Origin of the sequence: Pseudomonas sp. MWU13-2105, assembly GCF_023242315.1 — a bacterium.
Classification (GTDB): Bacteria; Pseudomonadota; Gammaproteobacteria; order Pseudomonadales; family Pseudomonadaceae; genus Aquipseudomonas.
Genome location: NZ_JALLIY010000016.1, coordinates 46,495 through 70,523, shown reverse-complemented (window position 1 = coordinate 70,523; position 24,029 = coordinate 46,495). Strand labels below are relative to the sequence as shown.

General features: G+C 59.1%; 18 protein-coding genes and 3 pseudogenes. 13 read left to right on the top strand and 8 right to left on the bottom strand.

Annotated features, from left to right (window positions below; genetic code table 11):
- From M5B96_RS22730 to M5B96_RS22720, 3 genes are all read right to left on the bottom strand, one after another.
- Entirely contained in the window at nucleotides 1–561 is a 561-nt protein-coding gene (locus tag M5B96_RS22730; protein WP_248799246.1) for a carboxymuconolactone decarboxylase family protein, read from the bottom strand.
- Between the two features lie 14 nt (nucleotides 562–575).
- On the bottom strand, nucleotides 576–1,901 hold the full coding sequence (locus tag M5B96_RS22725) for a cation:dicarboxylate symporter family transporter (RefSeq protein ID WP_248799245.1): 1,326 nt from the start codon (nucleotides 1,899–1,901) through the stop codon (nucleotides 576–578).
- A 74-nt stretch (nucleotides 1,902–1,975) separates the two neighbouring features.
- Nucleotides 1,976–2,620, bottom strand: a complete 645-nt coding sequence (locus M5B96_RS22720) for a DUF4286 family protein (RefSeq protein WP_248799244.1) — start codon at nucleotides 2,618–2,620, stop codon at nucleotides 1,976–1,978.
- A 116-nt stretch (nucleotides 2,621–2,736) separates the two neighbouring features.
- Here M5B96_RS22720 and M5B96_RS22715 point away from each other — a divergent pair, with 116 nt between their 5' ends.
- Nucleotides 2,737–3,669: a LysR family transcriptional regulator gene (locus M5B96_RS22715; protein ID WP_248799243.1), complete on the top strand. Its 933-nt coding sequence runs from the start codon at nucleotides 2,737–2,739 to the stop codon at nucleotides 3,667–3,669.
- A 39-nt stretch (nucleotides 3,670–3,708) separates the two neighbouring features.
- Here M5B96_RS22715 and M5B96_RS22710 read toward each other — a convergent pair whose 3' ends face one another.
- Nucleotides 3,709–4,617: an alpha/beta fold hydrolase gene (locus tag M5B96_RS22710; RefSeq protein ID WP_248799242.1), complete on the bottom strand. Its 909-nt coding sequence runs from the start codon at nucleotides 4,615–4,617 to the stop codon at nucleotides 3,709–3,711.
- Nucleotides 4,618–4,841: 224 nt separating this feature from the next.
- Between M5B96_RS22710 and M5B96_RS22705 the strand changes: the two genes are divergently transcribed.
- From M5B96_RS22705 to M5B96_RS22695, 4 genes and pseudogenes are all read left to right on the top strand, one after another.
- Nucleotides 4,842–6,182 (top strand): MFS transporter, encoded by a 1,341-nt coding sequence (locus tag M5B96_RS22705; protein WP_248799241.1) that lies wholly within the window; start codon nucleotides 4,842–4,844, stop codon nucleotides 6,180–6,182.
- A 97-nt stretch (nucleotides 6,183–6,279) separates the two neighbouring features.
- Nucleotides 6,280–7,125 (top strand): annotated as a pseudogene (locus M5B96_RS32815) (cache domain-containing protein); the annotation flags it as partial.
- A gap of 36 nt (nucleotides 7,126–7,161) precedes the next feature.
- A complete protein-coding gene (locus tag M5B96_RS32810) occupies nucleotides 7,162–7,983 on the top strand; it encodes a methyl-accepting chemotaxis protein (RefSeq protein WP_412548643.1) in 822 nt (273 codons plus the stop codon).
- A gap of 129 nt (nucleotides 7,984–8,112) precedes the next feature.
- Nucleotides 8,113–8,250, top strand: a pseudogene (locus M5B96_RS22695) (alpha/beta fold hydrolase); the annotation flags it as partial.
- A gap of 73 nt (nucleotides 8,251–8,323) precedes the next feature.
- On the opposite strand, the gene M5B96_RS22690 reads toward M5B96_RS22695, so the two are convergent.
- Both M5B96_RS22690 and M5B96_RS22685 read right to left on the bottom strand, forming a co-directional pair.
- Nucleotides 8,324–9,145, bottom strand: coding sequence for an amino acid ABC transporter permease (locus M5B96_RS22690; protein WP_248799239.1), 822 nt, complete (start codon nucleotides 9,143–9,145; stop codon nucleotides 8,324–8,326).
- Nucleotides 9,142–9,963 carry an ABC transporter substrate-binding protein gene (locus M5B96_RS22685; RefSeq protein WP_248799238.1) on the bottom strand — a complete coding sequence of 274 codons (822 nt, stop codon included), beginning with the start codon at nucleotides 9,961–9,963 and terminating at the stop codon, nucleotides 9,142–9,144. The genes M5B96_RS22690 and M5B96_RS22685 overlap by 4 nt, the downstream gene beginning before the upstream one ends.
- Nucleotides 9,964–10,081: 118 nt before the next feature.
- On the opposite strand from M5B96_RS22685, the gene M5B96_RS22680 reads away from it, so the two are divergent.
- Nucleotides 10,082–10,966 (top strand): homocysteine S-methyltransferase family protein, encoded by an 885-nt coding sequence (locus tag M5B96_RS22680; RefSeq protein WP_248799237.1) that lies wholly within the window; start codon nucleotides 10,082–10,084, stop codon nucleotides 10,964–10,966.
- 51 nt (nucleotides 10,967–11,017) lie between these two features.
- Here the strand turns inward: M5B96_RS22680 and yiaY are convergent, their stop codons facing one another.
- Nucleotides 11,018–12,166 (bottom strand): L-threonine dehydrogenase, encoded by a 1,149-nt coding sequence (yiaY, locus tag M5B96_RS22675; protein ID WP_248799236.1) that lies wholly within the window; start codon nucleotides 12,164–12,166, stop codon nucleotides 11,018–11,020.
- A gap of 247 nt (nucleotides 12,167–12,413) precedes the next feature.
- Between yiaY and nosP the strand changes: the two genes are divergently transcribed.
- Together nosP and nahK are read left to right on the top strand one after the other, a co-directional pair.
- Nucleotides 12,414–13,577 carry a nitric oxide-sensing protein NosP gene (nosP, locus tag M5B96_RS22670; protein ID WP_248799235.1) on the top strand — a complete coding sequence of 388 codons (1,164 nt, stop codon included), beginning with the start codon at nucleotides 12,414–12,416 and terminating at the stop codon, nucleotides 13,575–13,577.
- Nucleotides 13,507–16,137, top strand: coding sequence for a hybrid sensor histidine kinase/response regulator NahK/ErcS' (gene nahK / locus M5B96_RS22665; RefSeq protein WP_248799234.1), 2,631 nt, complete (start codon nucleotides 13,507–13,509; stop codon nucleotides 16,135–16,137). The genes nosP and nahK overlap by 71 nt, the downstream gene beginning before the upstream one ends.
- A gap of 17 nt (nucleotides 16,138–16,154) precedes the next feature.
- Here the strand turns inward: nahK and M5B96_RS22660 are convergent, their stop codons facing one another.
- Nucleotides 16,155–16,820 (bottom strand): response regulator transcription factor, encoded by a 666-nt coding sequence (locus tag M5B96_RS22660; protein ID WP_248799233.1) that lies wholly within the window; start codon nucleotides 16,818–16,820, stop codon nucleotides 16,155–16,157.
- Nucleotides 16,821–17,157: 337 nt separating this feature from the next.
- Here M5B96_RS22660 and M5B96_RS22655 point away from each other — a divergent pair, with 337 nt between their 5' ends.
- From M5B96_RS22655 to M5B96_RS22640, 5 genes and pseudogenes are all read left to right on the top strand, one after another.
- Nucleotides 17,158–18,678, top strand: coding sequence for an aldehyde dehydrogenase family protein (locus tag M5B96_RS22655; RefSeq protein WP_248799232.1), 1,521 nt, complete (start codon nucleotides 17,158–17,160; stop codon nucleotides 18,676–18,678).
- A 200-nt stretch (nucleotides 18,679–18,878) separates the two neighbouring features.
- On the top strand, nucleotides 18,879–20,012 hold the full coding sequence (locus tag M5B96_RS22650) for an alpha/beta hydrolase (RefSeq protein ID WP_248799231.1): 1,134 nt from the start codon (nucleotides 18,879–18,881) through the stop codon (nucleotides 20,010–20,012).
- A 98-nt stretch (nucleotides 20,013–20,110) separates the two neighbouring features.
- Nucleotides 20,111–22,435, top strand: a complete 2,325-nt coding sequence (locus tag M5B96_RS22645; RefSeq protein WP_248799230.1) for a DUF4157 domain-containing protein — start codon at nucleotides 20,111–20,113, stop codon at nucleotides 22,433–22,435.
- 233 nt (nucleotides 22,436–22,668) lie between these two features.
- A pseudogene (locus M5B96_RS32805) lies at nucleotides 22,669–22,742 on the top strand (metallophosphoesterase); the annotation flags it as partial.
- Between the two features lie 57 nt (nucleotides 22,743–22,799).
- Nucleotides 22,800–23,984, top strand: coding sequence for a sugar transporter (locus M5B96_RS22640; RefSeq protein WP_248799229.1), 1,185 nt, complete (start codon nucleotides 22,800–22,802; stop codon nucleotides 23,982–23,984).
- Nucleotides 23,985–24,029: the final 45 nt, after the last annotated feature.

The following is a 24,029-nucleotide window of genomic DNA, read 5'->3' as shown; positions in this document are numbered from 1 at the left end:
TCAGGAAAGACGGGTGGGAAGTTCAGGAGTCACGCCTGCCGGTGGCGGCACCTCGAACACCTTGATGGTCATGGAAATCAGCGTGTAGTAGCCGGCGATGCCCACCAGGTCGACCACGGCGGTTTCGCCCAGTACTCGGCTGATGTCCTGATACAGCTGGTCGTCGATCTGGCGGGTGGCATGCAACTGGCGGATGAAGGCGTACACCAGCGCTTCGTCTTCGTGCTCGAAAACCGGTTGCCGCTCATCGCGAATGGCGTCGATCACGGCAGTGGACAGACCGGCCTCCAGGGCGAATGGCTTATGCGCGGCCCACTCGTACTCCGCCAGCCAGTGGCGGCCGAGCAGCAGGATGGCCAGCTCCGAAAGGCGTGGCTCCAGGCTACTGTCGTAACGGCAGTAACGCCCGAGGCTTTGTGCGCACTGGGCCAGCTCCGGGCGGTGCAGCCAGATGGCGAGTGGGCCACGCACGCCTTTGCGCGGGCCGCTCGCGATGGCGTCGTAGATGACTCGCTGGGCTTGATTCAGATGCTCGGGGTCTATCGCTTTCAAACGATTCATGGGCGGATTCCTGATCAAAGATTCTGGGAGTGGGGCTGGCGGTGCGCGCTGGGCGGCACGCCGGGTTCGGACGGTGCGCGCAGCAGGCTTTTACCGGCGCTGCGCCCAGTCTCGCGTTTGAACGCCTCGGCATCGAAGGCGCCTTCCCAGCGAGCGATGGCGTACACGGCAATGGTGTTGCCGATGATGTTCACCAGGGCGGTGGCCGTGGCCATCATCCGGTCGATACCAAACAACAGGCCCAAGCCACCCAAGGGCAGGCTTTGCACCGATTGCAGGGTGGCTGCCAGTTTGATGAAGGCGCCGCCGGCCACCGTGGTCCCGCCCTTTGAGGTCAGGCTGAGAATCGCCAGCAGGCCGATCTGCTGCCAGATCGAAAAGGGCGTGTCAGTGGCCTGGGCGATGAAGCCGATGGCGACGGCCATATAAATGGAGGTGCCGTCCAGGTTGAAGCTGTAGCCGGCGGGTAGCACAAAGCCGACCACCACTTCGTCACAGCCAGTACGCTTGAGTTTTTCCAGCAGTCTCGGGAAGGCTACCTCACCGGAGGCGGTGCCCAGCACCAGCAGTATTTCCTCGCGAATGACTTTGAGTACAGTCCAGAACGGCAGGCCGATGGACCAACTGATGGTTCCCAGTACACCGAAGACGAAGAACAGCGAGGCTGCGTAATAGACGGCAATCAACTTCAGGAGGTAGAGCAGCGTGGCGCCGCCGTAACTGCCCACCGCCGCGGCCATGGCACCAAAGGCACCCAGCGGAGCCAGTTTCATGATGAAGCCGAGCATTTTGAACAACACGCTTTGGGCTTCGTCGATCCCCTTGACGATCAAGGAGTCCGGCCCGGCGACTCGGTTGATCGCCATCCCGGCCAGCATCGAAATGATCAGCACCTGAATGATGTCTCCCTTGGCAAAGGCATCGACCAAGGTGTGCGGGATAAGGCCCAACAGATAGTCGATCACCGAAATGCTGCCGGCACTCGCGGTAGCCTTGATGACTTCTGCTGATTCGTTGAGGTTGCCCGCATGCAACCCGGCACCGGGCTGAATCAGGTTGACCAACACCAGGCCGACGACCATCCCCAGGGTACTGATCACTTCAAAGTACAGCAGGGATTTCATGCCCAGGCGGCCCAGCTTGCGCATGTCCTTGACGTGTGCGAGGCCGTGCACCAGGGTGAAAAACACGATGGGCGCGAGCATCATCTTCAGCAGGGCGATAAACGCCTGGCCGAGGGGCTTCATGGCGATCGCCCAAGTGGGCGCCAGTAGCCCCAGCAACACGGCCGCTACCAGCGCGACCAGTACTTGTACATGCAGCTTCTTCAAGTGTTTCATCGGTAGTCCTCGCCCCGGTGGGCGTCATTATTTTTGTAGGCGGGCACAGTTTGTTCGGATGGCTCTCCAGGCGATCAACGGCAGTAGGGAAGGTAGAGATTGAACTGCGTACAACCCACATCGAGTGGTCGCCGCATGGCATCCAGGGCACTCGATGGAATGCAGTAGTCGAAGGTCGCAATCAGAGACAGGCTGCGTCCGTGGTCAACCAGGGGCGCCAGGTTTTCACCCCACTGCAGTGTTAAGACGCCAGTTATCGTGTTGATCTGGGCGTCAACGGCGCTGATGAAGCTTTCCATGTCGACGTCAGCCGGCAGGTTCCAGCTCATCAGCAGGAGGGAGGCGGCCTGGCCTGGACGACCCGCTTCGGCGCGGGTCTTGAGTACGATCCGCTGACGCCCGACGGTTCTGGGCAAGATGCGACGGCTCCAGGGGGTGGAGCGTGCGCCCGATACGCTCAGGTACTGCGCGGAGTTCAACACGTCTTCGTTCTCAAGCTCATAGAGCGCGAGGTAGCGCGGCCAGCCTTCGCTGCACACCCAACGCCGGCCGTCGAGAAAGCCCGGCAGCGCGAGGCGCTGCGGGAAGTGCTCGGTGTCATACCAGTCGTTGAACTCCTCCTCCTGGGAGGAGGGGGGTTGCATCAGCACAAGCAACAGCGCGCCGTTCATGATGCGCTTGTCGAGAGTGGGCAGGGCGGTACGACTGGAGTCAGGCATTTGGAGTTGTTCATTGTTGTTCTCCTATTTGTGTTCAGCATAGAGAACCCTAAAAAACTAGACAAAAACCTTTTATTGATAGCAATCTATGCTTTAAAAGCATGGGAGGTGGGGTCGTGGATATTCGAGAGCTGCGCACGTTCGTTCAGGTCGCACATGCGGGCAGCTTCAGCCGCGCAGCGCGCGATCTGTATATCGCCCAACCGGCGCTTAGCCGTCAGATCGCCAAGCTTGAAGACCAGCTCAATGTTACGTTGCTGACCCGTCATGGTCGCGGTGTCGAGTTGACGGCTGCCGGCGCGCGGCTGTTGGAACGCGCGGAAATGATGCTCCACTACCTGCAGGAAACCACCGATCACGTGCGCAACAGTGCGCAGGAGGAACGCGGGCATCTGGCAATCGGCCTTCCCCCGGCAATCGGCGCGGTCATCGGCCCGCAATTGATCAGGAGCTTCCGCGAACTCTGGCCCAAGGCCTCGTTGCATGTGCGTGAAGGGCTCAGCAGTTCTTTACAGGAGTGGGTACTGGATGGACGGGTGGACCTGGCAGTGGTCTATAACCAACCACTGCTTGAAGCCTTTGAAGTGCGCCCGCTGTTCAGCGAGCCCATGGTGGTAGTTGGCCCGGTCGGTGAGCCGGCTCGTGCGTTTCGTATCCATGAATTGGCGGATCTGCCGTTGATCATGCCGAGCCTGCCGCACAGTAACCGACGGTTGGTCGAACAGGCTGCCGTGCAGAGTGGAGTCAGGCTTAGAATTGAAGTGGAAGTGGACAGCGTGGATCTGACCAAGCGCCTGGTCCAGGCCGGTCTCGGCTACTCGATCCTGGCCAATGCTGCGGTGCAGGATGAAATCGCTCAGAAAAAGCTGGTCGCCCACTCCATCGAGCGTCCCGCCATTCGCTCCACTGTGACCTTGACGACGTTGCGTGAGCGTCGCACCAGCCGGCTGGCCGCCAGCTGGGAGACGCTGTTGATCACCCACCTGAGGTTTCTGGTGACTCAGGGGGCCTGGAAGGATGCGGCTGTCTGGCTGGCGTCTGACGAATGATCAGCAGCTCTATCGTCTACCTTGTCAGTCGCTGATTGCTCAGCCTCCTTTCACCTGGCCGGGCACGGCAGTGTCGGCGTACACACGCTTTGCAAACTCGGCAATGGCTTGTGCCATTTCTCGCGGCCGTTCGGGCGCCATGGCGTGTCCGGCTCCCGCTAGCGTCCGGGCCTCGACCCGATCACCCAACATCGACTTCAGAATATTGGGTATGACCACTGCGTCATTGCTGCCCTGAAGGTCCAGGATCGGTACGCTGGAGCCCGCCGACCAATACAGGTCGACGGGGGTTGCATCGCGTGCCTGTGCCTCTGCCTTGTGTGTGGCTTCATACCAGCCGGTCAGCCAGGGATGAGGGTCATTGCCGGGGGCGAAAAAGGCTTGCTGCAGATACTTCAGACGCTGTGCTTCGGGCAGGGCGTAATTACCCGAGCCGGTGATGGCCTCAACCATCCTGCCATAGGGCTTTTCCGAATAACCTGGGGGGAACTTCCCTACCGAGGCCGCCGCCATCACCACGCCTTTGACCAGGTCGGGGCGATCCACGGCGAGCACGCGTGCGGGTTGGCTGCCCCAGGCATGACCGACCACGACGGCCGGGCCGGTGTTTTCATGGTCCATCAACAGGGCGACATCCGCCGCAAAGTCATGGAGCGTCAGGTTGTTCAATGGGCCTTGGCTGCCGTTCACGCCCCGTGGCTCCGGCCGCAAGACTCGGAATCCTTCCTGGGCCAGGTAGCCTGCGACGTCATCGTAATCCTGTGCTCCGCGCCCCAGGGACGGCAGGATGACGATGGTCTTGCCCGTACCCTGCTCGTAAGCCTCTATCTTGATGGCTCCTTGGTTGACCGTTATTCGGTTGACGGGGGATGACGCCGCCGTCGCGAACAAGGGGGCGCTGAGGCAGGCAGTGAGCACCAACAGGAGTCGAGTCTGTTTTGCTTTCATGGGGAGTCCTTGTTGTTTTGGTTTAACACTCGATACGCAGACAGCGATCGCAGTGTCAGGACAGCCTGCGGCGAATGACAAATACCATGTCAACATGGGTACCCATGCTTGGTCGGCATCATCGGCAGGGATGCTTGAAAGGGCCTGTCACGTCTCAGGGTATGCTCCGCTGGCATGAGTACGTATGGCCTAAAGGTCTTGGTCGGGAGGGACGCTGCTGGCATATGCTCGGCCGCGTCGAATCTCAAAAGAATAAAAACGGACGACTCATGACAACAATGACCAGTGCGCAGGACCTCCTGTGCGGCGACGTGGAGTCGAGTGCTTGCCGCAAGGCGGCAATACGATTGATCCCACTGTTGGCCATCGCCTATTTCGTCAACTACCTGGATCGCACCAATATCGGTTTTGCCGCCCTGACGATGAATCAGGATCTAGGCTTGAGCGCCTCTCAATTCGGCTTTGCCGCCGGTGTTTTCTACATCGGTTACTGCCTGTTCGAAGTCCCCAGCAACCTGGCGCTGTATAGGTTTGGCGCTCGCCGCTGGATGGCACGCATCATGATTACCTGGGGCCTTTGCGCGGCAGCCACGGCGCTTGCCCAGGGTCCGATCAGCTATGCCGTGATTCGTCTGCTGGCCGGCATCGCGGAGGCCGGCTTCTTTCCCGGCGTCATCTTTTTCCTGTCACTGTGGTTCCCTGCGCATTACCGCACCCGGATGATGGCCTGGTTTCTGTTTGCGATTCCCATGTCATCCGTTTTGGGCGGGCCCTTGTCGGCGACCATGCTGGCAATGGATGGCTGGTTGAATGTGGCTGGCTGGCAATGGCTTCTGGTGTTGCAAGGCCTGCCGGCTTGTGCACTGGGACTACTGTGTTTGAACGTCCTGTCCGATCGCCCCGCTGAGGCGCAATGGCTGACCCCGCAAGAGCGGATTGTGTTGCAGGCAGCGCTAGATGCCGAGCATCAGCAGCGCAGCAGTCTGAACTTTAGCCAAGCGCTCAAGGACGTGCGCGTCTGGCTACTGGCGGCCATCCTGTTCTGTTACATCATCGGCATATTGGGCATTGGCGTCTGGTTACCGCAGATCCTGAAAAGTCACGACTTGAGCACGATGCAGATTGGCTTCGTCTCCTCCGTTCCTTATCTGGTGGCCAGCGTCGCCATGTTGCTTTGGGCCAAGGTGTTGGCACGCAAGCGGCGTTATATCAAACATTTGGCCATTACCTGTGGGGTCGGCGCCGCCGGGTTCCTCTTTTCGGTTATCTACAGTGATTTACTGCCGGCCTTGATTGGCCTGACCGTCGCTCTGATCGGGCTGAGTTCGGTGCGCACTTGCTTTTACAGTATTCCTGCCACTTTCCTGAGCAAGGACGCGGCGGCTGGCGGCATTGCCTTCATCAACGCGGTTGGCAGCCTCGGCGGGTTGGTAGGGCCTTATGGTGTCGGCTGGTTCAAGGACGTTACCCATTCATTCACCGCTGGCCTGTTGGGCATGGCCGGTATGTTGGGTCTGGCTGCTGTGTTGACTTGCATCTTGCGGGTCATCGTCAAAGAGGCCTGACGACGAAATCGCGAGTCGCCAGACCGCGTGACTGCCCCGCGATCACAGGCAGGTCATCGCTTTTGCTCCGACCTGTCCTTAACGATCCATCACCCCAATGAAAACAAAGAGTGAACATCCCATGCGCCTAAGTCTGAAGGCCAAAGTCCTGTCCATCGCAGTCTTACCGGTTTTACTGTTTGCACTGGTAATCAGTCTGACGACAGTTCTGATGCTCCAACAGCAGGCGGAAAAAGAGCTTGAAGAGACTCGGCAACGTCTGCTTGGAGAAGCCCGGTTGACGTTGAAGAATTACGTCGACGTGGCGCTCACCACAATCAAACCTCTGTACGACGCCGCCACCTCGGGTGACCTGGCCACTCGGGCCGAGGTGATCAAACTGCTATCAAACATCACCTATGGCAAGGACGGTTACTTCTTCGGTTTTGATTCCGAGACCATTCGCTTGTTCAAGGGCAGCAGCCCGGATGGCGTGGGTCAAAGCTTCAAGGACAACCGCGACGCCAACGGTGTGTACGTCAACCGTGAGTTGGTGAGAGCAGCCAAGGCCGGCAGTCATTATGTGGAGTACAACGCGGCACAACCTGGCAGCGACGTGAGGGTACCGAAGTTGGGCTACAGCGAGTACCTGCCCAAATGGGACATGATTATTGGCTCGTCGATCAATATCGATGGTATCGACGCCCAGGTGGCGGCAGTTGAAGCCAAGGTACACCAGCGTACTCGGGATGTATTGCTGAGCATTCTGGGTATCGCGCTGGTGCTGTTGGCGGTGATTGCCATTGTGGGCGTTCTGATGGCCAATACGATGCTGCGGCCGCTGAATCTGATGAAAGCCAATCTGGATGACATCGCGGCGGGCGAGGGGGACCTGACCCGTCGTCTGGCGATCACCAGCCAGGATGAGCTGGGTGAGCTGGCCGGTTCGTTCAACCGCTTTGTCGACAAGATCCACGGCTTGGTTCGCCAGATCGCCGAGATGACGACGCAACTGACCGGGCTGGTCAGCCAGGTGTCCGATCAGGCCCATCGTTCGGAACAGGCCATGGAGCGTCAGCGTCACGAGACCGATCAGGTGGCCACCGCCATCAACGAGATGTCCTCGGCGGCGCAGGAAGTGGCCCGTAGTGCCCAGGGCGCCGCGGTAGCTGCCCAGCAGACCGACGAAGAAGGACAGACCGCCAAGCGGGTGGTGGACGGCAGCATCCGGCAGATTCATGCCTTGGTCAGCGATATCCGCGCCAGCGGCACTTCACTGGACAGTCTGCAGACGGACGTCTCGTCGATTGTCAGCGTACTGGATGTGATCCGCTCGATCGCCGAGCAGACCAACCTGTTGGCGCTCAACGCGGCCATCGAAGCCGCCCGGGCCGGTGAGGCCGGTCGTGGTTTCGCGGTGGTGGCCGACGAGGTTCGGGCGCTGGCCAGCCGGACCCAGCAGAGCACCCAGGAAATCCAGGGCATGATCGACCGTCTGCAGCAGGGTACGCACAAGGCAGTGGATGCCATGCGGCGCTCCAGCGACGCCGGCGATGGCACGTCGGCCCAGGCCAATGAAGCCGGTGTTTCGTTGGATACCATGGCGCAATTGATCAGTACCATCAATTCGATGAACGCGCAGATTGCCAGCGCGGCGGAAGAGCAAACCGCCGTTGCCGAAGAGATCAACCGCAGTGTGCATCAAATCGCGGTGGCGGTGGACAGCGTGGCCGATGAGACCCAACTGGGGGCGCAGACGTCTCGCAGTCTAGCGGACCTCGGGCGGCGATTGGGCCTGCTGGTGGGGCAGTTCAAAATTTGATGCCGTCCTGCACCGCGCTTATGAGGACGATGGCGGAGCCGGGCGAGATAGGATAGGTGCGTTGTTGGCCTGCATTGATACGAAAGATGAGTCAATACCGGCCAGGGAGGGATATTTATTCAGCGCAATGCGATGCTGCAGCTCATGAGTACCAGCAACCCTTGCGTTCGGACGGTGGAGGTCGCGGACGTGAGTCACTATGTGCACGATGATCAAGGCGAAGTGTTCAACGCGCTGGTCGTGGGCTTTCTCAACAGAAGCTGCTGATAGCCGTGATCAAGCCAGAGCAGCAGCCCGAGGCATTGCAGAACGTGTTCCGGGCGTGTGCTTCGGCTCTGCATCAGCGCTGATAGGCTTTGCCGAAATGCTTTTCCAGGCGTGCTTGCACGAGCTCCAGAGAAATCGACAGCACCCAGTAGATGACGGCCGCGGTGGTCAGCATCTCCAGGTATCGATAGCTGGAGCGACCGTAGGACTGGGCCAGGAACATAACTTCCCAGACGCCCATTACCGAGATCAGCGAGGAGTCCTTGAGCATGGAGATGAACTGATTGGCGCAGGGCGGGATGATGGTGCGCATGGCCTGGGGCAGGCTGATGTGCCAGAAGATTGTCCCCGCGCGCATGCCAAGCGCGAGCGCCGCCTGGCGCTGGCCTACAGCAACGCCAATGATTCCCGCGCGGAAAATTTCGCTCAGGTAGGCGCCGTAGTTGAGCGACAGGGCGATGATCCCGGCCACAATCGCGCCCGGCACCAAGCCCAGTTGCGGCAAGCCCAGATAAATCAGCAGGATCTGGATCAACAGCGGTGTGCCGCGGAAGAACGAGGTGTAGAAACTGGCTATGCCAAACAGCACCGCGCTGTTGGACAGCCGCGCCAACGCTGCGGCAAAGCCCAGCAGCACTGAGGCCAGCATTGAGCACAGACACAGGAACAAGGTCAGCGCGGCGCCTTGCAAGAAGCCGTTGGGGCCAAGTTTGAAGCCTGCCAGGTTGGGAAATTTTTCGACGATGATCGAAAACTTCAAGTCAAAGCTGAGAAAGAAGCCCACGAACAGCAGGAACAACACCAGCCATGTCAGGTACAGGCGGGTGCGAAAGCCGAACAGGCGCGAACCCGTCGCGGCGACGGCGGGTTTGGGGGCGGGTTGATAGGCACTCATTTGCTGATGTCGGCGCCGATCCACTTCTGCGATAGCCTGGCCAGCGTGCCGTCGGCCTTCAGCTCGGCAAACACCTGGCGCACCTTGGCGTCCCACTGTGGATCGCCTTTCTCGATGGCCACCGAGTTGGGTTCTTCATACAGCGGTGTTCCTGCCAACTTGAAGCGTTTGTCCTGCTCCAGGCGCGGTTGTGCGGTCACCAGATTGGTCAGGATCGCATCCAGACGCACGCCGGCGCCCAGGCCCAAATCCTGGAAGGCGACGTTGTCGGTGTCATAGGGGGCGGCCTGGACGACGTCGAATGGGTATTCGATCTTCTTGTCCTCGGCGCCCTCGATCACCAGACTCTTGTTCAAGTAGCTCTCGTAGCTGGAGGCGCTGGTAAGGCCGACCTTGCGCCCTTCGAGGTCCTTGGCCGAGTGGATGCGGTCATCCTTGGCATTGACCACGATCACCGCGGGGGAGGCGTAGTACTCCACGGGGAAGTCAAATACCTCGGCGCGGGCCTTGCTTGGGGTCATCGAGCAAATGCAGATGTCGTAGCGACCACTCCAGCGACCGGCGGCGATGACATCCCAGGATGGTGTCTCCAGGCGCAGTTTGACGCCGAGCTTTTCCGCCACCGCTTTGGCGACATCCACATCGAAGCCGTCGAGTTGGTTTTGTTCATTGAGGAAGGAGAACGGTGGATAGCTCTCCATAAGCACATTGACCAGTTCCTTGCGCGACTCCACGCGCTCCAGAGTGGCGCCCGCGAAAGCCTGAGAGGTGGCACCAAGTACCAGGAGGCCCACGCCGAGCAGGGAAGGAAAACGCATGAAAGTACCTGAAAAGTTAGAGATAATGGATTTATGATATTTAATAGTTATAAAAGAAAAGCACATAGTGAATTTTTTTCATAAGCATATATAGGAAAGTTATATGAAGGAGCGATCCATGGTAATTCTGGATGGTGGCATGGGGCGGGAGCTGCAACGGCGTGGCGCCCCCTTCCGGCAGCCGGAGTGGTCGGCGTTGGCGTTGACCGAAGCGCCGGAGGCGGTCATTGCCGTTCACTGCGCCTTCATCGAGGCCGGTGCGCAGGTCATCACCAGCAACAGCTATGCCGTTGTCCCTTTCCATATTGGTGAGCAGCGCTTTGCCAGTGAAGGGCGCGACCTGGCGATGACCGCCGGCCGACTGGCACGTACCGCAGCGGATGCCAGCGCGCAACCCGTTCAGGTGGCCGGCTCCCTGCCGCCGTTGTTCGGCTCCTATCGACCAGACCTGTTCCAGCCGCAGCGTGTCACGGAGGTGCTCACCCCCTTGCTCCAGGGGCTCGCCCCCTACGTAGATCTATGGCTGGCTGAAACCCAGAGCGCGATCGCCGAGGTGCAAGCCATACATTCGCACCTGCCTTCTGACGGCAAGCCGTTTTGGGTGTCTTTCACTCTGCAAGACGAAGAGCTCGACGATGTACCGCGTCTTCGCTCGGGAGAAACAGTGGCCGATGCCACTGCGGCTGTGGTGGGCATGGGTGTTCAAGCTTTGTTGTTCAACTGCAGCCAGCCAGAGGTCATGGGGGCTGCCATTGATGTAGCCAGATCGACCATCGAACGTCTGGGCGCGGACATCGCTATCGGCGCCTACGCCAATGCTTTCCCGCCCCAGCCGAAGGAAGCTACCGCCAACGACGGTCTCGATGAGTTACGCGAGGATCTCGGTCCTTCAGGCTATCTGGCATGGGCCAAGGACTGGAGCAAGCGGGGTGCGAGCCTACTCGGCGGTTGCTGTGGAATCGGCCCTGGACATATTGCTGAGCTCAAGCGTGAGCTGGGATGAAACGCTAGCGTTATGAACGGGAATTCTCGCTTCCCGTTCATCGCCTTTTCATTACATCGCGGCGTGGAAAATCTCTTCGATTTGCGCCTGCTCCGCCGTCCGCGGGTTGGTGAAGCCGCAGGCATCTTTCATGGCGTTGGCCGCCAGTGTTGGAATGTCCTCCAGCTTGACGCCCAATTCAGCCAGACCGCCAGGAATGCCAACGTCCAGGGACAATTGACGGATGCCGGCAATCGCCACCGCGGCGCCTTGCTCGTGGTCAAGATGTTGGGTATCGAGCCCCATCGCCCTGGCGACGTCCGTCAGGCGAGCCTGGGAAACGCTGGCGTTGAAGCTCTCGACGTGCGGCAGCAGTATCGCGTTGCAGACACCGTGCGGCAGGTCATAGAAGCCACCCAGTTGGTGGGCCATGGCGTGTACGTAGCCAAGGGAGGCGTTGTTGAACGCCATCCCGGCCAGAAACTGTGCATAGGCCATATTTTCCCGCGCCTGCATATCGCCGCCGTTGGCGACCGCGTTGCGCAGGTTGGCGGAGATCAATTCCACGGCCTTGAGCGCGCAGGCATCGGTGATGGGCGTGGCCGCGGTGGAAACGTAGGCTTCGATGGCGTGGGTCAACGCGTCCATGCCGGTGGCGGCGGTCAGGCCTTTGGGCATGGCGGCCATCAATGAGGGATCGTTGACCGACAGCAGTGGCGTTACATTACGGTCGACGATGGCCATTTTTACGTGGCGGGTTTCGTCGGTGATGATGCAAAAACGGGTCATCTCGCTGGCGGTGCCCGCCGTGGTATTGATGGCAATCAGTGGCATTTGTGGCTTGGCGGACTGATCGACGCCTTCGTAGTCACTGATATGCCCGCCATTGGTGGCACACAAGGCAATGCCCTTGGCGCAGTCATGGGGGGAGCCGCCGCCGAGGGAGATGATGAAGTCGGCACCGCTGAGCTTGAGTTGCGCCAGACCGTTTTCGACGTTGCTCACGGTCGGATTCGGCTTGGCCCCGTCAAATATTGTCGCCTGGATGTCCTGCGCCGCCAGCAGCTTGGCGACCTTGTCGGCGACCCCGGCCTTTGCCAGCCCGGCGTCGGTCACGATAAGGGCGTGACGCAAGCCATATTTGCGAATGGCGACCATGGCCTCATCGAGACTGCCGATGCCCATCATGTTTACGGACGGAATGAAGAACGTGCTGCTCATGACTAGCCCTCATTATTGTGATTATTGGCCCGAACGGCCGGTAGTGCACTCATCAAGATGGACTCATCCTAGGAGCGAGGGCGTGACGCTTAAATGGTCCTTTAGTCCGCGCAATGGGGGTCTTTGGTCGTAGTGGCACGCAATTTCATCCTGTCGCAGTGGTTACCCCCTACCCAAGTAGGATAGGGACCCGGGCCCAGTCTTCGTAGACTGAGCCGACAGACAGCGCATTTTGCGGGAGGCGGCTATGCAACACACCCAAACCGATGGCGTAGTCAGCGCGATGTCGATGGCAACCGAGGCGCAAGAGGTGGCACAGGAGCTGGCGCGGCAGCTATTGCACCCGCACTTGGGTTTTGTACTGTTCTTTTGTTCGGTCGAATACGATTTGCGGGCCCTGGGCAGCGCATTGCAGCAGAGCTTTGGCGGCATTCGCGTGGTCGGCTGTACCAGCGCCGGGGAAATCACCCCCGAGGGCTATGGCCGGGGCTGCGTGACCGCGGTGGGTTTCGATCATCGGCATTTCTCCATTGCCGCGGAACTGATCGACGAATTGGAGCGTTTCAGCCTGATCGACGCCCAGCAAATGGTCGAGCGACTGGTCGGCGGTTGTCGCAGCAATACCTTGGCGCCGATCAAGGGCAACAGTTTCGCCCTGACGCTACTCGACGGCCTGTCCAGCCGCGAGGAAATGGTCCTTGCCGCGCTGAGCGCCGCCTTGGGCGATATCCCGCACTTTGGCGGTTCTGCCGGCGACGATAACTACCTGACCCATACCCATGTCTACTTCGGCGGCGAATTCCACAGCGGCGCGGCCGTGGTGCTGTTGGTCAATACCTGGCTGGACTTCGAAGTGTTCACCACGCACCACATTTTGCCGCGTGCGGAAAAGCTGGTGGTCACGCGCGTCGACAGCGGCATGCGACGGGTTTACGAACTCAATGCAGAGCCCGCGGCCGAAGAGTACGCGCAGATCATCGGGGTGCCCGTGGCGCAGCTCAATCACCAGATTTTTGCCGCCCACCCGTTAGCTGTTCGGATCAACGACCAGTACTACGTCAGGGCCATTCAACAGGTCAATCCTGACTTGAGCCTGAGTTTTTATTGTGCGGTGGAGAACGGCATCGTCCTCACGGCCATGACGCCTGGCCCCTTGCTGCCGAACCTGCAGACGCTGTTCGACGGCTTGCGGGAGCGCTTGGGTTCGTTGTTGCTGACTATCGGCTGCGACTGTTTCCTACGGCGCCTGGAGCTGGAAGACGATGGCAGTGTCCAGCAGATCGGCGCGGTCCTGCGCGAGCATCGGGTGATAGGTTTCAATACCTACGGAGAACAGTTCAATGGCATGCACATCAACCAGACCTTCACCGGTGTCGCCATTGGACGCAGCCGTGCCGTCATCTCCAGCTGAGCTGCTTGAGCAGATCGAACGACTGCAGCGGGATAATCAAAAGCTGCGGCGGATCAATACGGCGCTGATTGAACGGGTCGAGTCCGGTACCGCGCGGGGCAATGATTCCTATGCGGCCTTTCAGCACTCGGTGGTCCTGGCCGAGCAGGTCAGGGAGCGTACTGATGCCTTGAACCAGGCCATGGCCGAGCTCAAGGCCAGCAACAATCTGCTCAGTGATGCCCGCCTGCGGGCGGAAACGGCCCATCAGCATTTGGTCGATGCCATTGAAAGTATTTCCGATGCATTCGTGCTGTTCGATGAGGACCAGCGCATCGTGCTGTTCAACAGCCGTTTCAAAGCGCTTTGGGCCAACAGCCGGGTACGGATCATCGGCGGCATGCGCCTGACTGAGGTCAAGCGGTTGATGGCCAGTACCGGGTTGTTTATTGAAGAGCCGCGCCACAGCGCCGACGAACACCTGTTGTATCGCCTGAATGATGGCCGCTGGTTGCAGGTCAGCGAGCGGCCGACCCGCGAGGGGGGGCGGGTGATCCTGTTTACCGATATCACTGAAGTCAAACTCAGCGAAACCCTGCGCCGCGAGAAAGCCGTTGCGCAGAAGTCGCACCTGCTGCAACGGGCCGTCGACAACCTGTCCCAGGGCGTTGCGATGGTCAACGCCGAGGGCATCCTGGAACTGTGGAATCGGCGGTTTCTGGAACTGAGCGGACTGGCCCCGGTTGCCGCGCACCGGCTTTTTTCCGAGGTGATCGCCGACAGCGAACTGGAGCTGTTGACGCCGGCCAGCCGCGACACCAACGGCCGGGTGATCCACGAGCGGGAGCAGCGCCTATCCGATGGCCGGGTTCTGGAAATCCGCACGCATCCGTTACCTACCGGCGGTTTCGTCAATACCTTCACGGACATCACCGAGCGCTACCGGCATGCTGAAGCCCTCAGCGAGAGCGAGCGCTGGATTCGCCTGATCACCGACCATGTACCCGCGCTCATCGCCTATCTGAATGCCGACCTGGTCTATGAGTTCACCAACAAGGTCTATGAGCAGTGGTACTGCTGGCCGCGTGGGGTGATGCTCGGCCAGAGCCTGCGCGAGGTCCATAGCGAAGAGCACTACCAGCGGCTGGAAAGCTATGTCGAGCGCGCCCTCGCGGGGGAAAGCGTGACGTTCGAATGCCCGGAAATCAATATCAACAATCAGGAGCGCTACATGCTGCGCTCCTATGTGCCCAATCGCCTGGCCAATGGTGAAGTGATCGGTATTTTTGTGCTGATCCGCGATATCACTGAACGTCGGCGTACCGCTGAAGCGCTGCACCAGGCTTATCAGAACCTGGAACAGCGAGTCCGTGAACGCACGACCGAGCTGACCACCCTGAACAGCCAACTGCTGCGCGAGATCGACGAGCGCAGTCGGGTCGAGTCGCGCCTGCGTGAAGCCAAGCTCGAAGCCGAGCAGGCCAACCTGTCGAAAACCAAGTTTCTCGCCGCCGTCAGCCATGATCTGCTGCAGCCGCTCAACGCCGCGCGCCTGTTTACCAGTGCCTTGTTGGAGCGCCGCGAGCCGGCGGCCAACGCGATCCTGGTACGTAATGTCAGTAATTCGCTGGAGGACGTGGAGAACCTGCTCGGCACACTGGTCGACATCTCCAAGCTCGATGCCGGGGTGATCAAGGCCGATATTGCGCCGTTTGCCCTGAGCGAACTGTTGGAAAACCTGGCGGCCGAGTTCACCCAGGCGGCCAGCAGCGAGGGCCTGCGCCTGGCGTTCGTACCGTGTTCGGCGCTGGTACGTAGCGATATCCAGTTGTTGGCGCGGATTCTGCGCAACCTGCTGAGCAACGCGATCCGATACACCACCACTGGCCGAGTGGTACTGGGTTGTCGTCGGCATCGCCAGCGCCTGTCCATCGAGGTCTGGGATACCGGTATCGGGATTGCCGAGAACAAACTGGAGGAAATTTTCCAGGAGTTCAAACGTGGCGACGTGCAACGGCCGCATCAGGATCGCGGGTTGGGTCTGGGCTTGGCCATTGTCGAAAAAATCGCCGGAATACTAGGGCATAAGATCAGCGTGCGCTCGACCCCCGGCAAGGGCTCGATGTTCGCCGTCGAAGTGCCGCTGGCCCTTAGCGCGCCCAAGCCGCAGGTCCAGTTACCGATGACTGAGCCCATGCTCGAAAGGCTGCGTGGGGCACGGATCTGGGTGCTGGACAATGACGCAACGATTTGCGCGGGGATGCGCACGCTGCTGGAAAGCTGGGGTTGCCAGGTTGTCACGGCGCTGTCAGAGCAGGACTTGGCGCGGCAGGTGGAGAACTATCACGCCGATGCCGACCTGTTGATTGCCGACTATCACCTGGACCATGAGCAGAACGGTGTCGATGCCGTGGCAACGATCAACGCCCGACGTGGCTCACCCTTGCCCGCGCTGATGATCACGGCCAACTACAGCAATGAGCTGAAGCTGCAAATGCGTGAGCTGGGCCATACCTTGATGCACAAACCGGTGCGGCCGATGAAACTCAAAACGGCGATCAGTCATCTGCTGGGTAAATAGTCGGCAGGTGGATCAAATCAGCGCCGCAGGTAGGAGCTGAAATCGATATCCCCGGCGCTGAGAATCGCCTGGACCCGGTTATGCACGTTGAGTTTGCGCAGGATCGCCGAGACATGCGCCTTGACGGTGGTTTCGGCGATTTCCAGGGTGTAGGCGATCTGCTTGTTCGACTCGCCCCTGGTCATCCGTTCCAGGACCTGCAATTGCTTGCGGGTCAGGGCCTGCAGTAACTCAGGGGTAAAGCTCGGCGCGTTGTTCATGCTGCGCCGGGTACCGGTCTTTTGTGCGTGGATGATGTCCGCAGGCAGATAGACCTTGCCGTCAAGGATCTGCTCGATGGCTTCAATCATCTGCGCCCGTGGCGAGGACTTGGTAATAAAGCCCACCGCGCCATACATAATGGCCTGCAGCACAACCTGTTTGTCTTGTTCGGCGGACACAATCACCACCGGGATGGTGGGCGCCTCGTTGCGCAGATTGATCAGGCCATTGAGGCCGTGCATGCCCGGCATATTCAGATCGAGCAGAATCAGGTCGAGCTCGTCATGGCATCGGGTCAGCGCCAGCGCGCTCTCCAGATCGGCAGTTTCCATCACTTCGCTGCCTGGAAAACCGTCGCTGATCACATTGGCGATGGCTTCACGAAACAACGGGTGATCATCGGCAATCAGAATTTTGTACATGGCCTTTCACCTATTTATTTTTGATGGCGGTGTGGCGGCTGGGCGTACCTGTTGTTCAGGGAAAGTGGCAGGGTATGCGGCATAAGGGGCGATTCCTTTCTTGTAGTAGGGGCATTACATGCCACTACCCAGGCTTTGTGAATGCGACGATAGTCAGGTAAAGCCGTACCAAAGTACCGGTTGTCGCGTGCGTGCGGCTTTTCAGCCGGGCGCCAACTACGACTAAATAACAAGGTGACCCCTGCCAAGGGCGCATTCGTTTGGCGGCGCAGGCTCTCTAACATCTGCTCATCGCGTGTTCGACCAACCGGCAACGATCGGCAAAGAGGCCTCAATCATGATTTACGCACAACCCGGAACCCCAGGCGCTGTCGTTTCTTTCAAACCTCGCTACGGCAATTACATCGGCGGTGAGTTCGTCGCGCCGGTCAATGGCGAATACTTCAGCAATACTTCGCCGATCAACGGCGAAGTGATTGCCCAGTTCCCCCGTTCCACCGCCGCTGATATCGACCTTGCGCTGGATGCCGCGCATGCGGCCGCCGATGCCTGGGGCAAGACCTCGGTACAGGAGCGTTCGCGGGTCCTGTTGAACATTGCCGACCGCATTGAACAGAATCTTGAAGTGCTGGCCGTTACCGAAACCTGGGACAACGGCAAGGCCGTGCGCGAAACCCTGAATGCCGACGTTCCGCTGGCGGCCGATCACTTCCGTTATTTCGCCGGTTGCATCCGTGCCCAGGAAGGCGGCGCCGCGGAGATCAACGAACTGACCACGGCTTACCATTTTCATGAACCGCTGGGCGTGGTGGGGCAGATCATTCCGTGGAACTTCCCGCTGCTGATGGCGGCCTGGAAACTGGCGCCCGCGCTGGCGGCGGGTAACTGCGTGGTGCTCAAACCGGCCGAACAAACGCCGCTGTCGATCATGATCTTCGCCGAGCTGATCAACGACCTGCTGCCGGCGGGGGTCTTGAACATCGTCCATGGCTTTGGTCGTGAAGCCGGCGAGGCCCTGGCCACCAGCAAGCGTATCGCCAAGATCGCTTTCACCGGCTCCACGCCGGTGGGTTCGCATATCATGAAGTGCGCGGCCGAGAACATCATTCCAAGCACTGTGGAGCTGGGTGGCAAGTCGCCGAATATCTTCTTCGAAGACATCATGCAGGCTGAACCACAGTTTATTGAAAAGGCCGCCGAAGGCCTGGTATTGGCGTTTTTCAACCAAGGTGAGGTCTGCACCTGCCCATCGCGGGCATTGATCCAGGAATCGATCTACGATGCGTTCATGGCCGTCGTGATGCAGAAGATCGGCAAGATCAAACGCGGCGATCCCCTGGATACCGAGACCATGGTCGGCGCCCAGGCGTCGGAGCAGCAATACGACAAGATTCTTTCCTACCTGAAGATTGCCCAGGAGGAGGGTGCGGTGCTATTGACCGGCGGCGCGGCGGAACATCTGGAAGGCGATCTGTCCAGCGGCTACTACATCCAGCCGACGCTGCTCAAGGGCAACAACAAAATGCGCGTGTTCCAGGAGGAGATCTTCGGCCCCGTCGTGGGCGTGACCACCTTCAAGGACGAAGCTGAAGCCCTGGCGATTGCCAATGACAGCGAGTTCGGCCTGGGCGCTGGTCTCTGGACCCGTGACATCAACCGTGCTTATCGCATGGGACGGGCGATCAAAGCCGGTCGCGTGTGGACCAACTGCTATCACCTGTACCCGGCGCATGCCGCGTTCGGGGGCTACAAAAAATCCGGTGTCGGCCGTGAAAACCACAAAATGATGCTCGACCACTACCAGCAGACCAAAAACCTCCTGGTCAGCTACGACATCAATCCGCTGGGTTTCTTTTGATGCGCTGAGCCGATCGCTGATCGGCATGGGTGCTGTGCGGCTTCTTGGTTGGGTCCGGTATGTGGCGTGAGCCACAACCGACCCACGCGGTGTCAGTCTGACCTCACCCTTTACCCATTCTTTACCTGCCCTGGCGCCTCGTTCGCCAGAAGCTCGGTTACGCTGCCAGCCATCTTGATCTTGACGGCTTTGCGAATCGAATGAACTTCCAACCTCAATACTGGCTAGCGGTGGGCGCCTTGCTGGGCAGCCTGGGATTGATCTCGGGTTGTGCGGGCGATCCGCCAGATCCGGGTATCGAATTCACCGAGCGGGTCAATAAAGACCTGGCCGGCGCCTATCAACCGTCCCACAACGAGACGGCCGGTTGGGGCGCAACCTGGCAACTCGACCAGCAAGCGGTGGCTGTGGCGTGGTTGGCGCCGGTTACCCATGAGCGCTTGCCGCTGATTATCTACTTGCCGGGGTTGGGTGAGCCGGCCTCCGGCGGAGTGGCTTGGCGCCAGGCTTGGGCGCAAGCCGGTTATGCGGTGCTGTCTGTCCAGGGGCATTCCGATGATCAGTCGATTTTTGCCTCGACGCAGGCCTTGGATGGCAACTTCCGTGGGCTGGCGAGCAGTCATTACACCGCCGCTGCCTTGCGCGACAGGCTGTCGACATTGCAGAAAGTCCTGACTGAGGTTCGCGCGCGGGCCGCGAAAGGGGACGCGCAACTGGCGGCCATCGACTGGAACCAGGTTGTGGTGGCCGGCTTTGATCTAGGGGCGCAGACCGCTGAAGCACTGGCCGGGGCGCTGGAACCCGGCGCCAGGTCGGGCGTCGCGATTCAGCCCAAAGCAGTGTTGCTGCTCAGCCCTTATGTGGAAGCCGATGCCCGACGCGAGGTGTTCGCGCAGATGTCGGCGCCCGTGCTGTCGATGACCAGCCGGGAGGATGAAGATCCGTTCAACTGGGTCAGTTCTTATCGCCAGCGACAAGTGCTGGGCGAGTCGGTGACGGTGGCTGGCAGCGTTCAGCTGGAGCTGAACAAGGCAACGCACAAGACCTTGTCCGGTACCGAGTTGTTCAACCGGTCGTTGAAGACCGCCGACAAGGGCGGTGATCAGCCCGGCGAGGCTCCGAAAAGCCGAGGGCACAAGCGCGGCGCCAAATCCGGCGGCGGCTTCCATGGCCCGATGCAGGGCGAGCCGGCCCCGGATCCCAAGCAAGTGGCGGCGATTCAGGCCATTGGCGTGGCGTTTCTGGATAGCCGCGTCAAACACAATCCCGCGGCCACTGAATGGTTGCAGAAAGGCGTGCCCGCTTGGTTGGCTGGGGCGGGGCGGTTGAAGTAGTTTTGGGCGGGGCCAGCGGATCCGATCCTCGTTCTGCAATGAGTGCTACTGTTTCGAGGGTTACTTCGTCCGGCTATGCCGAGGTTACGAAGTACTTCATGCGGCGCCTCAAAAGCGAGGGGGGAAAGGCTGTGTACAGTGACGCTGATAAAATCAAGGAGCACAAGGCGCATGTGGGCGATGATGCAGCCGCTCAAAGACGGGGAACGCCTCAACCTCCTTCTGTTCTTCAGGACAATCGAACTGGATCAGTGGCTCAAGGCGTGAAGTCGGAGGCTATTGTTCAGAAACATGATTACCCCGCTGCTCTTCCCCTTGAAGATAATCGGCGGGTAAACAATAGCGGCTTGCCTGATCAATTGAAGTCTGGGATTGAACGCTTGTCCGGGTATTCCATGGGGGACGTGAAAGTCCACTACAACTCCGATAAGCCTGCGCAACTTAACGCCCATGCCTATGCGCAAGGGACGGATATCCATTTGGCGTCGGGGCAGGAGAAGCATCTGCCCCATGAGGCGTGGCATGTGGTGCAGCAAAAGCAGGGACGGGTGAAACCGACGCTGCAAATGAAGGCTGGCACGCCGGTAAATGACGACGCCGGGCTGGAGAAAGAGGCGGATGTGATGGGGCGCATGGCTGCGCAAATGCGCGTCAGTCCGTCTGCAGCTACCGTGCAAGGCAAAAAGGAAGAACATTCAAGACCCTTGATTTTTGAGGGGCCGTCATCAAGTTTTGTTCAGCGGGTGGTCAGTATAGGGTTGTCGCCTGGGACGAAAGTGAAAGTTGTCTCGGGGGAAGGTGTGGGGAGAGTAGGGATAGTGGTTAAAGCGTTGTCAGGCGGTTATAAGGTGAGTTTTTCTGCTGAAATGCCCGCTCAGCTATTTGACTATTCCCAATTGTCTTTATCGGATACGGCGGCATCAACTTCGGGTGAAAAACAGCGGTTAGACGTAGGCATGGGGGTTTCTACCTCGGCTCCGCCGATGTCATCTTCAAGAAAGTCAGTTGAAGCTGAGGCGAAGTATGAGGAGGCGGCTCCAGGTCCAGAGTCGATGCGCTCATCAGTGGGAGTTTCTACCTCAGCTCCGCCGATGTCATCTTCAGGAAAGTCGGTTGAAGCTGAGGAGGAGGGTGTGGCTCTAGGTTCAGGGGTCATGCTGTCATCAATGGAAGCAGCATCTTCATCCCCGCAAGAAGGAGACGAACCTTCTGCCTGGATTGCAAAAGTGATTCTGCAGGATGACTGGAATAATCATGATCTGGTTAGCAAAATTGGTAGTGTTGAATGGGACGTAATAAAAAAGGAATGGGATACCCTGTTGGTAGGCAATGATAAGATGCTCAAAAAAAAGATGAGCAAGTTTACTTTGCTGAGGCTTAGAGGGCAGCCTTATAAGGGCGAAGGTGATGCTGTCACGAGTTATGCGGGTTGGCCGGATTCTGTTCGTGGGGAACAAAAGGGTCATAAGTGGGGTACGGAGACTGAAGGCGGTCATATTGCTGTGAGACTTAAGGGCACGCGGGTAAGGGAGCGTGATGATAAGAAAAGTCAATCGTCGAATGCGCAGGCGCAAGGGCCGAGGAAAAAAGAATTAGAAGCGTTGCTGGTCTATTTTAAAAGGACTCCTCTTCTGCAGAATGAAAAATATAGCTTGGCACTGGATAATGTAATGAGCTGTATTGAAGAGTTATTGAGGGGCAGCAGTGTTAGTCTACCTATTGAAATTGCCAGCGCACCTATGGCGGGTGAGTTGACGAAGATAGAGATGGAGGTCAAGTCTAGAGCGGCTGTCATGATGCGGGAAGGAAGGAGCGACGAGACGTGGCCAAAACTTAGAAATAATAACGGAAAATTGGAGTCGGTAAAAACCAAGACCTCATCTGCCTCGCAGGGGATGTCAGGGGCGGCGTCGTCGAGTGCTGGAGCGTCGAGTGATAGTTTGTTAACGGCTCTGGACAAATTTAATCAACATTTTTCTGTTGAGTCTATTCAAAATATTCGAATGTATCAGAAGCCTCAGCATGTCACCGTCAGTGGGGATAGTGAGGATCGCTTGCTAATGGCTGTTGAGCTTGAATCTACCGCTGAACGTTTGGACTCTGGGACGAGAGGAAAAAAGGCCTTGTCAAGGCAGCCTAAAACGGCGGTGGAGTTTTTGCGCAATCCAACGGCCGAGGAAAAAGAGGTCAGTCATCTTGAAAGGATAGCGCATAGTATTCGCACAACGATGAAAGGGAAGTTAAAGGCGGGTGTCAAATTTGCTGATGAAGAGCTCAATGGCATCATATTGCCTACCACCGGTGCGCCGAGAGAGGTCGGGGGGTATACGCTGACAACCCCCATGACAAACGTGTTTCCTTTGATTGGAAAGTCTAATACGGAAGGTAAAGAAGTGACGGTTCTTCGAGAAGACAGAGGATAAATAACAGCGCTTGTGAGCTGCCTGCTGTGCCTGTCCCGGCAAACCCATGGCCGCTTGGAAACGGATCTGCGCCCGGGCTTCATCACGGCACAGATCCAAAATGTCTGCTTTCGCCCGTCGAGACCGAGATCGCCAGCCGCTCCGAGGTTAATGTAAGCTGTTTGTGCCGTAGTATTTTATTTAGGGGACAACCGCGACGACAGCACGGACACCCTCTGCTTGTGGAGTGCTGCATGAAAGTTGGAGTGATTCCGATACTCACGGCCTTTTCCGACCTGAGGCACTTGCGGCCCCACAGGGCTGCGAAGCCTGACCTCTGAATCACCAGCCAGTTGCTCTTCGCTGGCGCATAACGGATTTTTAAATGACTACCCCCGCCACTGAAAACGCCGACAACTGGCAACCGGTCATTGCGCTGGCGTTGGCTGCCTTTGTCTTCAACACCACCGAATTCGTGCCGGTTGGCCTGTTGAGTGCCATTGGCGACAGCTTCGACCTGTCGAGCGCGCAGGTCGGGTTGATGCTGACAATCTATGCCTGGGTGGTGTCGCTGACCTCGCTGCCCGTGATGCTGCTCACCCGCAACATCGAGCGCCGCCGACTGTTGATGGTGTTGTTCGGCCTGTTCATTGTCAGCCATGTGTTGTCCAGTCTGGCCGCAAGCTTTGGTGTCCTACTGGTGAGCCGGATCGGCATCGCCTTGTCCCATGCGCTGTTCTGGTCGATCACCGCGTCCCTCGCAGTGCGGGTGGCGCCGCCCGGCAAGCAGGTGCAGGCCCTGGGCCTGCTGGCGACCGGGACGTCGATGGCCCTGGTACTGGGAATTCCGTTGGGTCGATTGCTCGGTGAAGCCATGGGGTGGCGCATCACCTTTCTGGTGATTGCCTTGATGGCCGGCGCCCTGCTGCTCTGGCTTGGCCGAAGCTTGCCGCTGCTGCCGAGCCAGAACTCGGGTTCCCTGAGAAGCCTGCCCGTGCTGTTCAAGCGCCCCGTCCTGGTGGCGGTCTACGGCCTGACGGCTGCGGTGATCACGGCGCAGTTCACGGCTTATAGCTATATCGAGCCGTTTATCAAAACCGTGGCCGGCCTGAGTGGCGAGGTGGTGACCCTTATCCTGCTGCTGTTCGGTGGCGCGGGGATTTTCGGCTCGCTGCTGTTCAGTCGATTCAATCGGCAGCATCCGCAGTACTTTCTGCTGGCCGCCACGTCATTGCTGGTGCTGTGCCTGGCGTTGCTGTTGCCGTTGAGCGGCGAGGTTTCGACGCTGGGGGCGCTCAGCGTGTTCTGGGGCATGGCGATCATGGGTTTCGGGCTGTCGTTGCAGTCGAAGGTGCTGGTACTGGCGCCGGACGCAACCGATGTGGCGATGGCGCTGTTCTCGGGGATCTACAACATCGGTATCGGTGGTGGAGCACTGTTGGGCAGTTGGGTGGGGCGGCAACTCGGATTTGCCTATGTCGGCGTGGTCGGCGGCGTGCTGGCGGGCCTGGCGCTGGCGTTCTACGGTTTCTCGGTTTACCGCGCGGGCCGGGTCGGGACGGGGCGCTGAGGCCTGTTATCAGTGGGCGAATACCGGGCCGATCTATTTTCTGTT